Source organism: Mesorhizobium sp. M0491 (genome assembly GCF_040321265.1).
Taxonomy (GTDB): Bacteria; Pseudomonadota; Alphaproteobacteria; order Rhizobiales; family Rhizobiaceae; genus Mesorhizobium.
In genome coordinates this window covers 89097-105726 of sequence record NZ_JAMYRE010000016.1, presented here as the reverse complement: position 1 = coordinate 105726, position 16630 = coordinate 89097, and the positions used below count along the sequence as shown (strand labels likewise).

Annotated in this window: 18 protein-coding genes; 9 read left to right on the top strand and 9 right to left on the bottom strand. The window is 62.8% G+C overall.

Translation table 11 applies throughout. The features are described from left to right. Window positions 1-27: 27 nt before the first annotated feature. Complete coding sequence (locus NKI69_RS21505; RefSeq protein WP_352722493.1) at window positions 28-192, bottom strand: hypothetical protein; 165 nt, start codon at window positions 190-192, stop codon at window positions 28-30. A 21-nt stretch (window positions 193-213) separates the two neighbouring features. Here NKI69_RS21505 and NKI69_RS21500 point away from each other — a divergent pair, with 21 nt between their 5' ends. Then, window positions 214-480, top strand: a complete 267-nt coding sequence (locus NKI69_RS21500) for a hypothetical protein (RefSeq protein WP_352722492.1) — start codon at window positions 214-216, stop codon at window positions 478-480. 4 nt (window positions 481-484) lie between these two features. On the opposite strand, the gene NKI69_RS21495 is transcribed toward NKI69_RS21500, so the two are convergent. Then, the gene (locus tag NKI69_RS21495) at window positions 485-1771 is read right to left on the bottom strand and encodes a GGDEF domain-containing protein (protein WP_023813174.1); all 1287 of its coding nucleotides are present in this window, start codon (window positions 1769-1771) and stop codon (window positions 485-487) included. A gap of 275 nt (window positions 1772-2046) precedes the next feature. Between NKI69_RS21495 and ettA the strand changes: the two genes are divergently transcribed. The 3 genes from ettA to NKI69_RS21480 all read left to right on the top strand — a co-directional run bounded on the left by ettA (window position 2047) and on the right by NKI69_RS21480 (window position 5817). Continuing rightward, window positions 2047-3696: an energy-dependent translational throttle protein EttA gene (ettA, locus tag NKI69_RS21490; protein WP_013530923.1), complete on the top strand. Its 1650-nt coding sequence runs from the start codon at window positions 2047-2049 to the stop codon at window positions 3694-3696. Between the two features lie 46 nt (window positions 3697-3742). Beyond that, window positions 3743-4510 (top strand): trans-aconitate 2-methyltransferase, encoded by a 768-nt coding sequence (tam, locus tag NKI69_RS21485; protein ID WP_128303466.1) that lies wholly within the window; start codon window positions 3743-3745, stop codon window positions 4508-4510. Between the two features lie 185 nt (window positions 4511-4695). After that, the gene (locus tag NKI69_RS21480) at window positions 4696-5817 is read left to right on the top strand and encodes a beta-ketoacyl-ACP synthase III (RefSeq protein WP_128303467.1); all 1122 of its coding nucleotides are present in this window, start codon (window positions 4696-4698) and stop codon (window positions 5815-5817) included. A gap of 13 nt (window positions 5818-5830) precedes the next feature. Here NKI69_RS21480 and NKI69_RS21475 read toward each other — a convergent pair whose 3' ends face one another. Further along, window positions 5831-6010, bottom strand: coding sequence for a hypothetical protein (locus tag NKI69_RS21475; protein WP_245486120.1), 180 nt, complete (start codon window positions 6008-6010; stop codon window positions 5831-5833). A 260-nt stretch (window positions 6011-6270) separates the two neighbouring features. On the opposite strand from NKI69_RS21475, the gene NKI69_RS21470 reads away from it, so the two are divergent. Further along, window positions 6271-6888 (top strand): MOSC domain-containing protein, encoded by a 618-nt coding sequence (locus NKI69_RS21470; protein WP_128303468.1) that lies wholly within the window; start codon window positions 6271-6273, stop codon window positions 6886-6888. A 46-nt stretch (window positions 6889-6934) separates the two neighbouring features. Here NKI69_RS21470 and NKI69_RS21465 read toward each other — a convergent pair whose 3' ends face one another. Continuing rightward, window positions 6935-7774 carry an SDR family oxidoreductase gene (locus NKI69_RS21465; protein ID WP_128303469.1) on the bottom strand — a complete coding sequence of 280 codons (840 nt, stop codon included), beginning with the start codon at window positions 7772-7774 and terminating at the stop codon, window positions 6935-6937. A gap of 132 nt (window positions 7775-7906) precedes the next feature. Beyond that, the gene (locus NKI69_RS21460) at window positions 7907-8869 is read right to left on the bottom strand and encodes a D-amino acid aminotransferase (RefSeq protein WP_128303470.1); all 963 of its coding nucleotides are present in this window, start codon (window positions 8867-8869) and stop codon (window positions 7907-7909) included. 151 nt (window positions 8870-9020) lie between these two features. Between NKI69_RS21460 and NKI69_RS21455 the strand changes: the two genes are divergently transcribed. Further along, window positions 9021-9524, top strand: coding sequence for a hypothetical protein (locus NKI69_RS21455; RefSeq protein ID WP_128303471.1), 504 nt, complete (start codon window positions 9021-9023; stop codon window positions 9522-9524). A 13-nt stretch (window positions 9525-9537) separates the two neighbouring features. On the opposite strand, the gene NKI69_RS21450 is transcribed toward NKI69_RS21455, so the two are convergent. Continuing rightward, window positions 9538-9849, bottom strand: a complete 312-nt coding sequence (locus NKI69_RS21450; RefSeq protein ID WP_128303472.1) for a DUF2293 domain-containing protein — start codon at window positions 9847-9849, stop codon at window positions 9538-9540. Further along, complete coding sequence (gene tsaA, locus NKI69_RS21445) at window positions 9846-10385, bottom strand: tRNA (N6-threonylcarbamoyladenosine(37)-N6)-methyltransferase TrmO (protein ID WP_128303473.1); 540 nt, start codon at window positions 10383-10385, stop codon at window positions 9846-9848. The genes NKI69_RS21450 and tsaA overlap by 4 nt, the downstream gene beginning before the upstream one ends. Window positions 10386-10507: 122 nt before the next feature. Between tsaA and NKI69_RS21440 the strand changes: the two genes are divergently transcribed. Next, window positions 10508-11530: an ArsR/SmtB family transcription factor gene (locus NKI69_RS21440; protein WP_128303474.1), complete on the top strand. Its 1023-nt coding sequence runs from the start codon at window positions 10508-10510 to the stop codon at window positions 11528-11530. Next, a complete protein-coding gene (gene metF / locus NKI69_RS21435; protein ID WP_352442219.1) occupies window positions 11527-12444 on the top strand; it encodes a methylenetetrahydrofolate reductase [NAD(P)H] in 918 nt (305 codons plus the stop codon). Before NKI69_RS21440 ends, metF begins: the two co-directional genes overlap by 4 nt. A gap of 471 nt (window positions 12445-12915) precedes the next feature. Here the strand turns inward: metF and NKI69_RS21430 are convergent, their stop codons facing one another. Further along, window positions 12916-13833, bottom strand: a complete 918-nt coding sequence (locus NKI69_RS21430) for a DMT family transporter (RefSeq protein WP_352442220.1) — start codon at window positions 13831-13833, stop codon at window positions 12916-12918. Between the two features lie 209 nt (window positions 13834-14042). Here NKI69_RS21430 and NKI69_RS21425 point away from each other — a divergent pair, with 209 nt between their 5' ends. After that, complete coding sequence (locus NKI69_RS21425; RefSeq protein ID WP_013530936.1) at window positions 14043-15263, top strand: alanine racemase; 1221 nt, start codon at window positions 14043-14045, stop codon at window positions 15261-15263. Window positions 15264-15386: 123 nt separating this feature from the next. Here the strand turns inward: NKI69_RS21425 and NKI69_RS21420 are convergent, their stop codons facing one another. After that, a complete protein-coding gene (locus NKI69_RS21420; RefSeq protein ID WP_128303477.1) occupies window positions 15387-16568 on the bottom strand; it encodes a lytic murein transglycosylase in 1182 nt (393 codons plus the stop codon). Between the last annotated feature and the right edge of the window lie 62 nt (window positions 16569-16630).

Genomic DNA, 16630 nt, shown 5'->3' with positions numbered 1-16630 from the left:
GCTCTCCGAACCGATCGGCGTCGGCACCTACCAGCTGTTCACGATCGTCAATGCGGCGATCTTCATCACGATCGCGGCGATCGGCATTTTCGGTGTCTTCCTGCCGCTGGCGACGCTGCTGTTTCCCATAGCGGCGGAAACCAGCGCGCTGAAGTTTTCGCTCCTGCTGGCCGCTTGCGCTTTCCTGATCATCGGCTCGGTCTGCCGATCTCGATGCACCTTTCGGCCATGCTGGTGGGCGGCAAGACGGTGCGGGCGGTGCTGGTTCCAGCACTCGGCGACGAGGCGTTGGCGTCAAAAGTGTCCTGGCAGATCAACCGCATCATGCTGGTCATGTGCGGCTTGCTGGTGCCGGGCATCCTGCTGTTCATTGCCTACGATATCCAGGCCGGGCCGATCATCACGGTGCTGAAATGGCTGGCGATCGCGCTGATGGCGGTTTCGACCGTGACGGGCTTTCGACGGCAGAGGAATTCGTAACGAACTAGATCTGTGCGGATTTGGTCCGCGCAGCGGCTGTGTCGGCTTCTTGGCCGCCCGGCTCGCCGACGACGCGATCGCGGCCGGTCGACTTCGCCTTGTAGAGACGCTGGTCGGCAAGCGCGAACAGGTCGGCAAGGCAGCGCGTGGTTTCGCTGACGCTGGAAACGCCAGCGCTGACGGTGAGCTCGAAGCGACTGGTGGCGGCCGAGCCCTTGACCGCGTGGCGAATGCTTTCGCCGAACAGCCTGGCGACCGAGTGCGGACGCGAACTGAGGATGGCGAATTCCTCGCCGCCGATGCGGAACACCTGGTCCTCGGCGCTTGCCGTCTCGCCAAGCAGGGCCGCGACCGCCTTCAACACCTTGTCGCCTTCGGCATGGCCGAAACGGTCATTGATCGATTTGAAATGGTCGACATCGATGATCAGCAGGCTGAGCGGCCTGGCGGTGCGCAGGCTGGCCTGGACGGCGGCTTCACCGTCGGCGTCGAAGCGCCCGCGGTGCAGCAGGCCGGTCAGGCCGTCCCGCCCGACATGTTCGACCAGCGCTTCGTAGCGTTCGCGATAGGTCAGCGTATCGAAGATATCGGTCAATCCGCGCGGCGCGGTGACTTGGCGCTCCTCGAACCATTTGAGATAGGCGACGAGCATGGTGCTGAACGTCACCGCCGCCGCCATCTTGGCGAACCAGCCGCCGAAAAAGACGGCTATCGGCGCGCCGGCAACGAAATGCAGGGCGGTGAAAAACCCGGCCTGGTCGAATGTCAGCACGCAAGCGACCGAAATCAGGATGCGCGCGAACGGCGCCTTGCGCAGATAACGCCCGAGCTTTTCATAAAGCAGGATGATCAGGATGGCATCGACGAACAGCAGCGTCGTGCCCCACACCATCAGCCAGCCCATCTGGTCGATGAAGCCGATGTCTGGGAGCCTGCCGTCGGGAAGTGCCGCGATGACGTGCAGGCGCAGCAGCAGCACCAGCCCGATCATCAGCGCATTGCCGAGCAGCAGGCCGTAGATCGGCTGACGCACAGTTGCAGCGTCCTCTTTCATATAGAGCAGCAAAAGCATCACCAGCTTGCCGGAAAACAGCACCGCCGAGCCAGGCGAGACCATGCCGAACGGCAAGGCGACATAAAAAACGCTGGCGAGGTAGGTCTCGAGGAAGTGCATGACACCGAGCGCGCAGATGAACACGCCGAGGCCGATGCGCCTCCGGAAGCGGAAAAGCGTCACCATGACGCTGAAATAGACGACCGCTTCGGCAAGGAGCAGGAAACTGTTCAGCAATGCCGTCGACCCGATCTCTTTCTCGAAATCGCGAATAGCGAGCGATTCCACTCCGATCCTGTTTTGACGCCGAAGAGTTAACCGGAGATTTCAGCACGCTTCGTGCTGGTGGAAAACTTCGGCGGTTGGCGGACACTTCCGCGTGTGACCGGGCAGATATGGCAAAAGCGATTGCCGTTCGCCGCCGCATCGCCTACATAGCGGCCAACCTCCACTCAATTCGACAGATCCAGTCAGTTTTCTGGGCCAGTCAGTTTTTTTCAGGGAAAGCGCGCGTGGCACGCCAGTTCATCTATCACATGGCCGGCCTCAACAAGGCCTATGGCACCAAGAAGGTGCTCGAGAATGTCCATCTCTCCTTCTATCCCGACGCCAAGATCGGCATCCTCGGCCCCAACGGTTCGGGCAAGTCGACGATCCTCAAGATCATGGCCGGGCTCGACAAGGAGTGGAACGGCGAAGCCTGGCTGGCCGAAGGCGCAACCGTCGGCTACCTGGCGCAGGAGCCGGCGCTCGATCCGGACAAGACCGTGTTCGAAAACATCATGGAAGGCGTCGCCGCCAAGACCGCGATCATCGAACGCTATAACGAATTGATGATGAACTACTCCGACGAGACGGCCGACGAGTCGGCCAAGCTTCAGGACGAGATGGACCGGCTCAACCTGTGGGATCTCGAACAGCAGGTCGAGATGGCGATGGAAGCGCTGGGCTGCCCGCCCAAGGATTCGGAAGTCACCAAGCTTTCGGGCGGCGAGCGGCGCCGCGTCGCGCTTTGCCAACTCTTGCTGCGCCAGCCCGACCTTTTGCTGCTCGACGAACCGACCAACCATCTCGACGCCGAAACCACGGCGTGGCTGGAAAAGCATTTGCGTGCCTATCCGGGCGCCGTGATGATCATCACCCACGATCGCTACTTCCTCGACAACGTCACCGGCTGGATCCTCGAACTCGATCGCGGCCGCGGCATTCCCTATGAGGGCAACTACACCAAATACCTCGAAGCCAAGGCCAAGCGGCTCAAGCAGGAAGGCCGCGAGGACGATGCCCGCCAGCGCGCCATCGGCCGCGAGCGCGAATGGATCCAGTCGAGCCCGAAGGCCCGCCAGACGAAGTCCAAGGCGCGTATCCAGGCGTTCCAGGATCTTTTGGATGCAGCCGACAAGCGGCGTCCGAGCGATACGCAGATCGTCATCCCGCATGGCGAGCGGCTCGGCAATGTGGTGATCGAGGCGGAAGGCCTGTCGAAGGGCTTTGGCGACACGCTTTTGATCGACGGCCTGGAATTCAAGCTGCCGCCCGGCGGCATCGTCGGCGTCATCGGCCCGAACGGCGCCGGCAAGACGACGCTGTTTCGTATGATCACCGGCCAGGAAAAGCCGGATGCGGGCTCAGTGCGCGTCGGCGAAACGGTGAAGCTCGGCTATGTCGACCAGAGCCGCGATGCGCTCGATCCGTCAAAGACGGTGTGGGAAGAGATTTCCGGCGGCGCCGAAGTGGTCAAGCTCGGCAAGTTCGAGGCCAACACGCGTGCCTATTGCGCGTCGTTCAACTTCCGCGGCGGCGACCAGCAGCAGAAGGTCGGCAATCTGTCCGGCGGTCAGCGCAACCGCGTGCATCTGGCCAAGATGCTGAAGACCGGCGGCAATGTGCTGCTGCTCGACGAACCGACCAACGATCTCGACACCGAAACGCTGGCGGCACTCGAAGACGCGCTGGAAAACTTCGGCGGCTGCGCCGTCATCATCTCGCACGATCGTATGTTCCTCGATCGCCTGGCGACGCACATCCTTGCCTTCGAGGGCGACAGCCATGTTGAATGGTTCGAAGGCAATTTCGAGGATTACGAGCAGGACAAGATCCGCCGCCTCGGGCCGGATGCCGTCAACCCGCACCGCATGACCTACAAGAGGCTGACGCGGTAGGGGGTTTTCCGGGCGGCGAATTCTCAAGAAGACGTGAGGAGTTCACATGGCTGATTGGTCCGCCGCCCAATATCTGAAATTCGAGGACGAGCGCACGCGGCCCGCGCGAGACCTGGTGGCACAGGTGCCAGTGGACTTCCCGCGCCGGGTCGTCGACATCGGCTGCGGGCCGGGCAACTCGACCGAGCTGCTCGTCGAGCGCTGGCCGGATGCGCAGGTGAGCGGCTTCGACACTTCGCCCGACATGATCGAGAAGGCGAGGGCGCGTCTGCCCGAGGTCACCTTTGATCTGGCCGATGCCTCCAAATGGCAGCCGGCGGAGCCGGTCGACGTGATCTTCGCCAATGCGGTGTTCCAGTGGCTGCCCGAGCATCCCGCTGTGTTCCAGCGGCTGATGGGTTTTCTTGCGCCAGGCGGCGCGCTGGCCATCCAGATGCCCGACAATATGGGCGAGGACTCGCACCGCCTGATGCGTGAAACCGCCGCCGAAATGCCGTTTGCCGAAAAGCTCAAGGGCGCGGCACGCGGCCCGCTGCAGCCGGTGTCGTTCTATTATGACCTGCTGTCGCCGCTCAGCGATCGGCTGGATATCTGGCACACCATCTACAACCACCCGCTTGCCGATGCGCAGGCGATCGTCGAATGGGTGAAATCGACGGGCTTGAAACCGTTCCTCGATCCGCTGGGCGCCGACGAGCGGACGATGTTCCTCGACAGCTACACGGCCAGGATCGCCAAGGCCTATCCGAAGACGGCAAGCGGCAAGGTGCTTTTGCGCTTTCCGCGCATTTTCATTGTCGCAAAACGAGCTTGATTATCCGTGTTGCGCGGCGTCTTAGGGCCGCTTGGCTTTGCCTGTGGCCATGTCGAGGATCGGCTTAAGTCGGCCCAGATCTTTGGTTTAAGCCGGCGTAAACCGCCTCGGTGAGAAAACTGTTGCGTCGGAGCATTCCGGCGCCCACATGAAGCCGCAGCGCCTGCGGATGGGACGGACTGGACATGCATCGCGTCATCATCAGCGGCATCGGCGTTGAAATCCCCGAGCCCACAATCACCAATGAAGAACTGGTCGCCAGCTTCAATGCCTGGGTCGACCTGGAAAACGCGCGTCGCCTGGATACTGGCGAGCCGCCGCTGCCGAAATCGGACAGCGACTTCATCGTCCACGCCTCGGGCGTGCGCACCCGCCATGTCATCGAGCGCGAGGGCATTCTCGATCCGACCCGGATGGCGCCGCGCATTCCGGCGCGGCCCGACGACGCGCTGTCGCTGGAGGCGGAGTTCGGCATCGCCTCGGCGAAGAAGGCCCTCGACCACGCCGGGCTGCAGCCGTCGGATATCGACCTGGTGATCTGCTCGGCCTCGCATCACCAGCGGCCCTATCCGGCGATCGCCATTGAAATGCAGGAGGCGTTGGGGACGAAGGGCGCCGGCTTCGACATGGGGCTTGGCTGTTCCTCGGCCGCGGCCGCCTTGCACGTTGCCGTCAACCTGGTGCGGTCGGGCGCGCACAAACGCATCCTGGTGACGACGCCGGAGATCATCACCGGGCATCTCAATTTCCGCGACCGGCAGACGCATTTCATCTTCGGCGACGCTTCGGTGTCGATGGTGGTCGAAGGCCTGGCCAAGGGCGACAAGCGGCCGGGGCGCTTCGAGGTGCTCGACACGCGCGTCTGGACGCAGATGTCGAACAACATCCGCACCAATCTGGGCTATCACACCCGCACCGCCCAGGAAGATCCTTACATGATCAACCTGGAAGGCAATCTGATCAAGCAGGTCGGCAACAAGGTGTTCAAGGAAGTCACCGTCGCCGGGCAAAAATTCATCGTCGAATTCCTCGCCGAGCACGGGCTGACGCCGCAGGCGATCAGGCGCTTCTGGCTGCATCAGGCCAATGCGCGCATGAATGCGATGATCCTGAAACTGTCGTTCGGCCACGAAGTCGACCACGACCGCGCGCCGATGGTGCTGGAGCGGCTGGGCAACACGGCGGGCGCCGGCGCCATCGTCGCGCTGTCGGAGAACCACGCCGACATGAAGCCCGGCGATTTCGGCCTGATCTGCGCCTTTGGCGCGGGGTATTCGATAGGCGGCGCGCTTCTCAGGATGCTGTAGAGAGCTATTCGTGTCAGACCGGTGCGAACGGCACCAGCATCGGCACCCGTCTGATATAGTCGTCATAGGCGCTGCCCAACTCGTCGTGCAGGAAACTCTCTTCCAGTCTTGCCTTCGTCACGATGCCGATGATGAGCGATGCGAGACCTCGATACCGGGCCTCCGCCCTTGAATCCGGCGCGCTGCTGGGCATGGGCGGACCATATGGCGGCGGACCAGACACCATCCAACCAAAGCAACGTGATTGCCGTCACGGGTCGCATGATCGGCCTCCGTGAATTGTCTGGACGTCACCATGAACGGCACGTCGGTAATGCGCCATCACATCGATGACAGGTAAGAAATGCGTGATCGCCATCATATCGATGGTGTTGATCGGACAATCAGTACTTTCGACTGGACGCCTCGAAGTCCGCCCGGCTACTTCGCTGGATGACGAAAGGAAAGGACGCCATGTTGGATCTCTTCCCCGAGGCAGAAAAGCCGGTTGAAATCATCCCCGCGCGAAAGCTTGCCGCCAGGGCGGCAGCGCTTTACGTGGCGCCGGCGGATCATTTTCAGACCCGCCCGGTGGACGAATTGCGGCTGGGTTTCGACGGCATTTCAGGCGACTTCCATGCCGGACCGACACGGCGCTCGGGCGGGCGCGAGCCCTGGTATCCGCGCGGCACGGAAATACGCAACGAACGGCAATTGTCCATCGTGGCGGCGGACGAGCTGGCGGTTGTCGCCGAACGCATGGGCCTGGCCGAGATCAGGCCGGAGTGGATCGGCGCCAATCTTGTGATCGAAGGGGTGCCGAACCTCTCGATGCTGCCGGCCGGCACGCTGCTGTTCTTCAAGGGGGGCGTCACCATCAAGGTCGACGCACAGAACGGCCCGTGCCGCATCGCCGGCCGGTCGATCGCCGAAAACGCCGGATTGGCCGACGTCGAAGCCGGCGCGCTACTGTTCCCAAAAATGGCGAAGCGGCTGCGCGGCGTCGTCGCCTGGGTCGAGAAGCCGGGAACGGTCAAGACCGGCGAAGAGATTTCGGTGCGCGTGCCGGAACAGTGGATCTATAAAGCCTGAGGCGAGCTACGCCGCCCATGGAGCGGCGTAGCAAGAGTGCTGGACTTCAGCCCTTGCGGTTCTTCTTGGCGCCTTGCGCCATGATGGAGACGTCGTCCCACTTCTCCCAGCTGGCGATGCGGTTGGCGTATTCCTGTTTGATCATCGGCAGGCCGCCGTCGCCGAAGAACACCCTGAGCGGCGGCTCGGCGGCATCGACAATGGCCAGCATGGCCGGCCCGGTGGCCTCTGGATCGCCGGCGACTGAATTGGCGCGGCGCTCCGTCATCTTGGCACGGGCCGGTGCATAGGCCTCGATCGGTTGGGACACCTTGGCCGACGGGCCGGCCCAGTCGGTGGAGAAACCGCCGGGTTCGACCAGCGTCACATGGATGCCGAATTCCGCGACCTCGATGCTCAGCGACTGGCTGAAGGCCTCCAGCGCCCATTTCGAGGCGTGGTAGAGGCCGAGCGAGGCAAAGGCATTGACGCCGCCGATCGACGAGATCTGGATGATGTGGCCGAAATGCTGTGCCCGCATGATCGGCAGTGCGGCCTGAGTGACCCACAGCGCGCCGAAGACATTGGTTTCGATCTGGTCGCGTGCTTCCTGTTCGCTGACCTCCTCGATGGCGCCGAAATGGCCGTAGCCGGCATTGTTGATGACGACGTCGAGCCGGCCAAAACGCTTGTGCGCTTCGGCGACAGCGGCATCGACGGCTTTCTTGTCTGTGACGTCGAGCTTTATCGCGGCAATCCTGTCGCCGTATTTCTGGACGAGATCGGCGAGCGTGCCGGCGTCGCGGGCAGTCGCCGCGACGCTGTCGCCACGCGCGAGTGCCGCCTCGGCCCAGACGCGGCCAAAGCCCTTCGACGATCCGGTGATGAACCAAACCTTGTTTGTCATGATCTTGGAGTCCTTGCCCCTGCGGGCGTGATTTTTGGGTGAAAGCGGAGGCTTCTCCGCTTTCGGGCATATACGGTCGATCCTCTGATTTTCCAGAGCCGACGGGAATGTTTTGAAAAGACCCCTGAATTATCAGGGATAATTCACCTGGGACGACCAGGCCGCGTCATCGTGCTTTTGCCAGTAGCGCGCCATCAGCCGGCTGGTGATCGCGCCGACCTTGCCGTCGGCGATCCGAACACCGTCGATCTCCATCACCGGCATGATGCCGCCTGCGGTCGAGGTGATGAAAACCTCGTCTGCCTCGTGCAATGCGGCAACGCTGACATCGGTGGCGGTGGCTGCAAGACCTTCTTCGGCGCACAGATCAAAGACAGTGCGGCGGGTGATGCCGGGCAGCACACCGATGGAAGGCGTCGACAGTTTGCCATCCTTGACGCAGAAGACGTTGAAGCCCGGGCCTTCGGCGACATTGCCGTTGAAGTCCAGAAGCAACGCAGTCTCGGCGCCGCGATCATAGGCATCGTAGAGGCCGCGCACCAGATCGAGCCAGTGGTAGTTCTTGATCGCCGGGTCGATCGAGGCCGGTGGAATGCGCACCTTGTCGCTGATGGCGACACGCAGGCCGCGCTGCAATTGCTCGGCATTGGCGACCGAGCCGAAAGGCACGGCGAACGCCATGAAGCGGTTGACCGCCTGGCGCGGGTCGCGGCTGAAGGTCGGCGAGGCGCCGCGCGTGCACAGCATTTCGACATAGGCGGCGCGATGACCGGACAGCGCCACACAATTGTGCAGGATTTCGGTCACGCCGTCGCGATCGAAGGGGATGGTCATGCGCAGCTTGTCCAGCCCGCCGAAGAAGCGGTCGAGATGCAGGTCGAGGCGGAAGAAGCGACCGTTCCAGACATGCACGGTGTCGTAAGTGGCATCGGAATGCAGAAAACCCCAGTCCAGCACCGAGACCTTGGCTTGCGACATCGGCAGGTATTGGTCGTCGAGGAAAGCGACGCCCTCGGGGTAGGAGTGCGGGTCGACATGGCGGTCGCCAACCAGGGGCAGTTGCTTCTCGTCCTGTGTTGCCATCGTCCGGCTCATTGGGGCCTCCTGTCGCGCAAGGCGAGAGGCTAGCGGCGCCAGACAGAAGGCATAGAGCCACCCGCCCGACGCTGTTCGGCCTCCATCATGATCTGGCCGATACATTCGATCGCAATTGCCCTATCATTCCGGGTCTGAACGGGAGGGGAAGATGGGCAGGCTCGGGGCCGTCATAGCAGCCATGATGATGTTCGCCGCCGCGGGCGAAGCCAGCGCCCAGTGCGCGCGCGAAGGCGAGGAACTGTGCCAGAGCGGCCAGACCTATCGCTGCGGGAAAACCGGCAGCGAATTGACGCCGATCTTCCAGAACTTGCCCTGCGCGGTGAATGTGCCGTCGCTGAGCGGCACCTGGGTCGGCAGCGGCCACCAGAGCCCGGCCGGCGATGCCGGAGCTGATTGGGCGATCGCCATGACGATCAACGATGGCGGTGCGTCGATCGACTATCCGTCGCTCGGCTGCGGCGGATCCCTGTCGCAGACATCAAGGGACGACACATCGGCGGAATACCACGAGAGCATCACTTACGGGCAGGATAAGTGCATCGACGGCGGCAACATCACCGTCAGGTTTTACAAGGGCAATCTGTCCTGGACGTGGGTCGGCCAGGCCGATGGCCAGCCCTACAATGCAGTCGCCGTTCTGAAGCGGCAATAACGGTTCTGCCGCCTCATTCCTCGTCGTCGGCGTCGAGCAGGCGTGTCGCGCGCCAGCGGGTGAGCACGATGTTGGTCTGCTCGATGACGAAGAAACGCGCCGAGTCGCGATCGTAACCTTCACTCAGCAGCTTTTCGTAGTCGGTATGCATGTGGCGGATATGGGCAATGGTCGCCAGCCATACGGCGATGCCCGGCGGCAGGGTCTTCATGTGAACCGCGCCGGCGTCGGTGCGGATCTTCTCCATATCGGCATAGGGCGCCAGCGGCAGAAGTGCGGTCAGCGCCTTGGCGATGGCGCGGCGGCGGCCGGTCGGCGCTGTCATCGCCGGATCCCATTGGGCTCGTCGCGCCCTTCGATGGTCGCCTCTGATATGGCGTCGGTCGAGGCGAAATAGGGTTTTAGGTCGATGACCGGCGTGCCGTCGAGCACGTCGATGGCGTCGAGATCGATGCGGCCGGTTTCGATGTTGACGGCAATCAGCCTGGCGATGTGCAGCCCGATGGGGTTCGGGCGGGCAGGGGAGCGCAGCGCAAATACACCTTTCGCTTCAACAGCATGGCGCGGTTTCTGCACAATCAGAGTCCGCGGCGCATGATGCAGCCAGGATAGGATGATGACGTGGCTGGCGCGCTCCAGCCCCTGCAGGCCCCTTCGGTAGGGCGCGTCGATGGTCAGCACCGCCTTCTGTCCGGTCTCGCGCGCGACGCGCATGTTCTTCGGGCAGGTTTCGCGCGTCGTCCACGGCGAGGCAATGCGGCCGATGAAGACGATGCCGCCATCAGGCGGCATCAGGGCCGGATCGTTTTCCAGCCTCTGCTCCCCTTCGCGCGCCTCGAACATCTCACGCGTTTCAGTCATGGCCCGCGTCTCTTAAAACGCCACACGAGCGGCATTTTCTGGTCCGGAAGCGACATAGCGCTTGCAAGGTTTCGAAAACCGACATAAACATATGTTTATATCTTTTCAAAGAGAATACGCTGATGCATGTCTCGCTCGACACCATGGTTGACACATTGAAGGCGGCGGCCGAATCCAGCCGATTGCGCATACTGGCACTTCTGTCGCGCGGCGACCTCACGGTTTCCGATCTTACCGAAATTCTCGGCCAGTCGCAGCCGCGCGTTTCGCGTCACCTGAAGCTCTTGCTGGAGGCCGGGCTGATCGGCCGCTACCAGGAAGGGTCCTGGGCCTTCTTCCGTCTGTCGGATGCGGATTCAGCGCGTGACTTCGTCATGGGACTGGTTTCCGGCATTCGCGGCGCCGATCCGCAGGTCGAGCGCGATCTTGAGCGTCTGGCCTCGGTCAAGCGCAAGCGGCAGGACCGCGCGGTCGCGTATTTTTCGGTGAATGCGGCAAGCTGGGACCATATCCGCTCGCTGCATGTGCCGGACCGCGCCGTCGAAGCCGCAATGTTGAAGCTGGTGGGCAAGCGGCCGTTCCAGTCGATGCTGGATCTCGGCACCGGCACCGGGCGGCTGCTTGAAATCTTCTCGCCGCTTTATCGGCGCGGTGTCGGCATCGACATGTCGCGCGAGATGCTGACCGTGGCGCGCGCCAATCTCGACAAGGCCGGGGTTTCGAACGCACAGGTTCGGCAGGGCGACATCTTCGCACCGCCGGTCGAGCGCGATGCCTTCGATCTCGTCACCATCCATCAGGTGCTGCACTATCTCGACGATCCCGCCCGCGCCATCCACGAGGCGGCGCGGCTTTTGCGTCCGGCCGGACGCCTTGTCATCGTCGATTTCGCGCCGCATGCGCTGGAATTCCTGCGCGAGGAGCACGCGCATATGCGGCTCGGTTTTTCCGACCGGCAGATCGCCGACTGGTTTTCGGAAGCCGGCCTCGATCTTGAAGACAGTCAGGAATTCGAGCCGCGCGGCGGCAACGAGGCTAGGCTCACCGTAAAACTCTGGCTTGGCCGCGACCGGCGCCTCTTGATCGCCGATCCTTCCAACGACACAAGGCAGGCCAAAGCGAACTCGATAGGGGAAATCGCATGAACCAGTTCCGCTTTTCCCGCCGCCCCGACATTGGCGACAAGGTCAGGGTTTCCTTCGAATTCTTCCCGCCGAAGACGGACGAGATGGAAGCGAGGCTGTGGGAGACGGTAACAAAGTTGGAGCCGCTGAAGCCGAAATTCGTCTCGGTGACCTACGGCGCCGGCGGCTCGACGCGGGAGCGTACCGCGCGCACTGTAAAGCGCATCCTGACGGAAACCGGTATTCCTGCAGCGGCGCATCTGACCTGCGTCGGTGCAACACGCGACGAGGTCGACGCGGTCATCCAGGATTACAGGTCGATCGGCATCAACCGGTTCGTGGCGCTGCGCGGCGACCCGGCCTCCGGCGTCGGCGAACCGTATCGGCCGCATCCCGGTGGCTACGAGAACGGCGCGGAGCTGGTCGCCGGGCTCAAGGCAATCGCGGACTTCGACATCTCCGTCGCGGCTTATCCGGAAAAGCATCCGCAAAGTCCCGATTTCGCCACCGACATCGAGATGCTGAAGCGCAAGGTCGACAATGGCGCGACGCGCGCCATCACCCAGTTCTTCTTCGACAATGATCTCTACGAGCGCTATGTCGAGCGCGTCCGCCGCGCCGGCATCTACATCCCGATCGTGCCGGGAATCCAGCCGGTTCACAGTTTCAGGCAGGTCGCGAACTTTTCCGCCAGGGCGGGCGCGCATGTGCCCGGCTGGCTGGCGGAGCGTTTCGAAGGCCTTGACCGGGACCCGCAGACGCATGCGCTGGTGGCGTCGGCGGTGGCAGCCGAACAGGTGATGGATCTGGTCGAGCGCGGTGTCGGCGATTTCCACTTCTACACCATGAACCGCGCCGATCTGGTCTTTGCCATCTGCCATATGATCGGCATCCGCTCGCACGAGGCGGCGGCGGCCGGATCAGCCGCGGCTTGAGGTCGGGTTCAAACAAAAGGCCGGGAAAAACCCGGCCTTTTGAATTGGTTGGACTATTTGGGTGCTGGTCTTCCCCGCTTTGGCGGTCAGGGAAGGAAGCCCATAATAAGGGCTCCGATAAAGGCGAACGCAGCACAGATCATCAATGCGTTGATAGGCCTCGTAAGTCCCATGACATAGCCTCCTCTTAAAGAGCTATGTCATGGAGTCTAGGTTCATTTGTGCCACAGGCAAGCGGAAAATGTGCTGCATTGCGACGTGATTGTGAAATCCGCGACATGTCTTTTGCCGTTAGGCTTTGAAACTCCTAGGCAAAAACCGGCTTCAGACCTGTGAATAAAATGTGGCCCGCTCGTGTCGCTGCTGTGTCATGGCAGCGCTACCCCCGCGAAAGCCGAATTCGGCTTTCGCGATGCGGGGGCAATTAGGCGGTTAGAGCATTCTTTGCGCGTCCAGTGGACGCGCGGCGCTCTAACGTCGGCCGAACAACCGCCCGTCAATGGTGACGAGGCCGAGCGCGATCAGGACCACGCCGCCGATTTCGAACAGCTCCAGCCGCTCGCCAAGGAACAGGAAGCCGAGCAGCATGGCGCTGGCCGGCACGACAAGCGTGACCAGCGAGGCGTTGGTCGCGCCGGCCGAGGCGACGAGGTTGAAATAGAGGATGTAGGCGAAGGCGGTGGACAGAAGCGCCAGCGCCAGCACCGCCGCCCAGACCGGGGGCGAGGCCGAGAACAGGCCGGATGGACCGTAGGTGAAGAGCACGATCGGGATCATGATGATGGTCGACGCCGTCAACTGTCCGGTGGCGATGACCGGTGAGGGCACGCCCTTGAAGAGGCGGGCGACCATCAGCGCAATACCATAGGACAGCGAAGCACCGATCAGCGCGAACTTGGCCCAGACCGGGCCGCCGAGCCCGGTAAGCAGGCCGGGGCCGATCATGACGGCCGTACCGGCGATGCCGAGCGCAATGCCGGCGAGCTTGTTCCAGGAGAGCTTTTCGTCGGATGTCAGCGCGTTGGCGAGGATCAGCGTCCAGAATGGCGTCGTCGCGTTGAGCACCGAGGCGATGCCGGCGCCAAGCTCCGTCTGGCCGGCGAAGATCAGCGAGAAGGGCACGACATTGTTGGTGAGCGCCAGCAGGAAGAACAGGCCTGCATGCGGAAGCGCGAGGCGGAAGGACGGACCGCGCAGGCCGAGATAGATCTGCAGTGCGATCGCGGCGATGGCGACGCGAAACAGCACCAGCACCAGCGGGGGGAGTTCCGCCACCGCGATGCGCGCAAAGAAGAACGAGCCGCCCCAGATCGCGCCGAGCAGCAGGAGTTGCCCCCAATCCTTGAGCACCATCGGCCCGCGTGGTGCGGATGTCGCGGCCATTGCCATGTGAGTCGCCCTCCCAGACTGCCTGAATGCCAGTCACTCAGGCAGAAGCCATATCGGCGCCAGTGACAAGGGCCACCCGAAACCTGATCGCTGGCAAACGTTGCTGGCAAAGACCTAGCGCCGCTGCGTCAGCCGCACGAGACACAGAATTGTTTTCATTAGCCGCTAGCTTGGATTAATTGTGCGCAGGCTAGGTCAAGGATTCGTCGATGCAGCGATTCGAAAATGCCCGCGAGGCGGCACTGGCGCTTCGTCCGGACGATCCGGTCTATTGCTTCCGCCCGCAAGTGCTGATGGCGGATGCCAGGCAGTTCATGGGCATGTTCCCCGGCAAGACCGCCTATGCGGTCAAGACCAATGGCGAGCAGATCGTGCTGAAGACCCTGGTCGAAGCCGGTGTCAAGGCTTTCGACGTCGCTTCGCCGGGCGAGTTCGCCGCCGTGCGCGCGGTCTCTCCGGATGCCGAGATGCTCTACATGCATCCGGTCAAGGCGCAGTCGGACATCAAGCTGGCGCTGGAGAAATACGCCATCCGCGTCATTTCGCTGGATCACGAGGACGAGATCACCAAGCTGACGCGAGTGGTGCGGGCGCTCGACATCGATCCGGGCTCGATCAGCGTGTTCGTGCGGGTGCAGACCAAGGGGCATGCCGCCTACGAATTGTCGAAGAAGTTCGGCGCCGGGCCGGCCTATGCGGTCGAACTGGCCGAGCGGCTCAACCGCACCGGCTACAAGGTTGGTCTGTGTTTCCATGTCGGCAGTCAGATCGAGGATCCCGACACCTATGAGCGGGCGCTGGCTTCCGCCGATTGGGTGCGCAACCGGCTGACCTTCGATATTGCAGGGCTCGACGTCGGCGGCGGTTTCCCCGCCGAATACGGCCACGATCCCAACCGCAAGCAGATCGAGATGCCGTCGCTCGGCCAGATCATGTCGCGGCTTTCGGGCGATCTGAAAGAGTATCAGTTCGACCAGATGCCGCTGGTGGCCGAGCCGGGCAGGGTGATCGTGGCGCGCTGCCTGTCGCTGATCGTGCGGGTGCTGCTGCGCAAGGGCAAGCGGCTTTACATCAATGACGGCATCTGGGCGTCGCTGTCGGATTCATGGACCGGCAAGATCACGCTGCCGGCCCGCTTCATTCCCGATCCTGCGATCCGCTCGCGCAATGGCGAGGAGAAGAACATCGTGCCGTTCAAGGTCTGCGGCGCGACCTGCGATTCCGTCGACATCCTGTCGCGGCCATTCTGGCTGCCGGAAACGGTCGATACCGGCGACTGGATCGAGATCGGCCATATCGGCGCCTATTCGCTGTCGCTGAGGACCCGATTCAACGGGTTTTACCCCGACACCTTCGTCGAGGTGACGACGCCGTTCGACGAGGGCGACGCGCCGCAGGGGTTTGCGAGTCTGGAGACGATGGCGGATTAGGGAATAGGGAATAGGGAATAGGGAATAGGGAATAGGGGTGGCAGGCACGGCTTTCGGAGTAATTTTCTACTGCCTACTGCCTACTGCCTACTGCCTACTGCCTACTGCCTACTGCCTACTGCCCTAAAATTTCCCCAATAGCTCCGGCGTCGGCCAGCCATCCACCGGCAGGCCTAGCCGCATCTGCTCCTTGCGGATCGCCTCGCGGGTGTTGGTACCCAAAATGCCGTCGACAGTGCCGACATCGTAGCCCCTGGCTTCCAGCTTGGTCTGCAACGCCTTCATCTGCTCGTTGTTGAGGCCGGTTTCGGGATTGCGCGGGTCGAGCGGCGGCGCGCCTGCGAGTCGTGCGGCAAGGTTGGCTGCCGTCAGCGCATAGGTGAAGGACTGGTTCCATTCGAGATAGACGTCGAAATTGTCGTAGGTGAGGAAGGCAGGCCCCTTGCGGCCCATCGGCAGCGCCAGGCCTGCTTTCAGGCCGTTGTCGACCAGCGGCGCGCCGCTAGGGTAGGTGACGCCCCATTGCGCCCACTGCGACAGCGGCAGCTTGTTGGTGCGGCCGGTCTGGTCCCACGGCATGTCTTCGGGCGCGCGGACTTCCTGGATCCAGGGCTGGTCGCGTTTCCAGCCGCGCGACAGCACTTTGTTGGCGGTGGTCATGATCACATCGGGCACGCTGCCGCGCAGGTCGATCTTGCCGTCGCCGTCGCCGTCGACGCCGCGTGCCAGATAGTCGGAGGGCAGGATCTGCGTCTGGCCGATCTCGCCGGCCCAGGCGCCCCTGACATCGGCCGGCAGCACGCCGCGATCGATCAGCTCCAGAAGCGGCACCAGCTGCTGCCGGAAGAGCTGCGGCCGGCGGCAATCATGGGAAAGCGTCACCAGGGCGCTCAGCGTGTGGAAGTCGCCCTGCACGGCGCCGAAATCGGTCTCCAGCGCCCAGAAAGCGGCGATGATCGGCGCCTGGACGCCGAACTGCTGGTCGGCGCGGGCGAAGACGTCGGCGTATTTCTTCAGGTTTGCCGCACCTTGCTTCAGGCGATAGGCCGAGATCATGCGGTTGGAAAACTCGACAAAGGTTTGGGTGAAGACGCCCTGGGCGCGGTCGCGTGCCAACACCTTGTCGTCGAAGGTTGCCGCTCCAAGGGCGTCGAGACCCGCTGTACCTACGCCAGCCGCCTTGGCTTCCGCAGCGACGCCCTGCTTCCAGGATTCGAAGTCGCCGCCGCATTCCTGCGCCATCGCCGGCAAGGCCGTGGCGCACAGGGTCAGCGCAGCCGCGAGGACTTTGGAACGCAGTCGCATCAGCTTCCTCTCGAAACGAATAGCGGGCAGTTGTTGTGCTCCCCGGAAGCCCAACGCCCTGA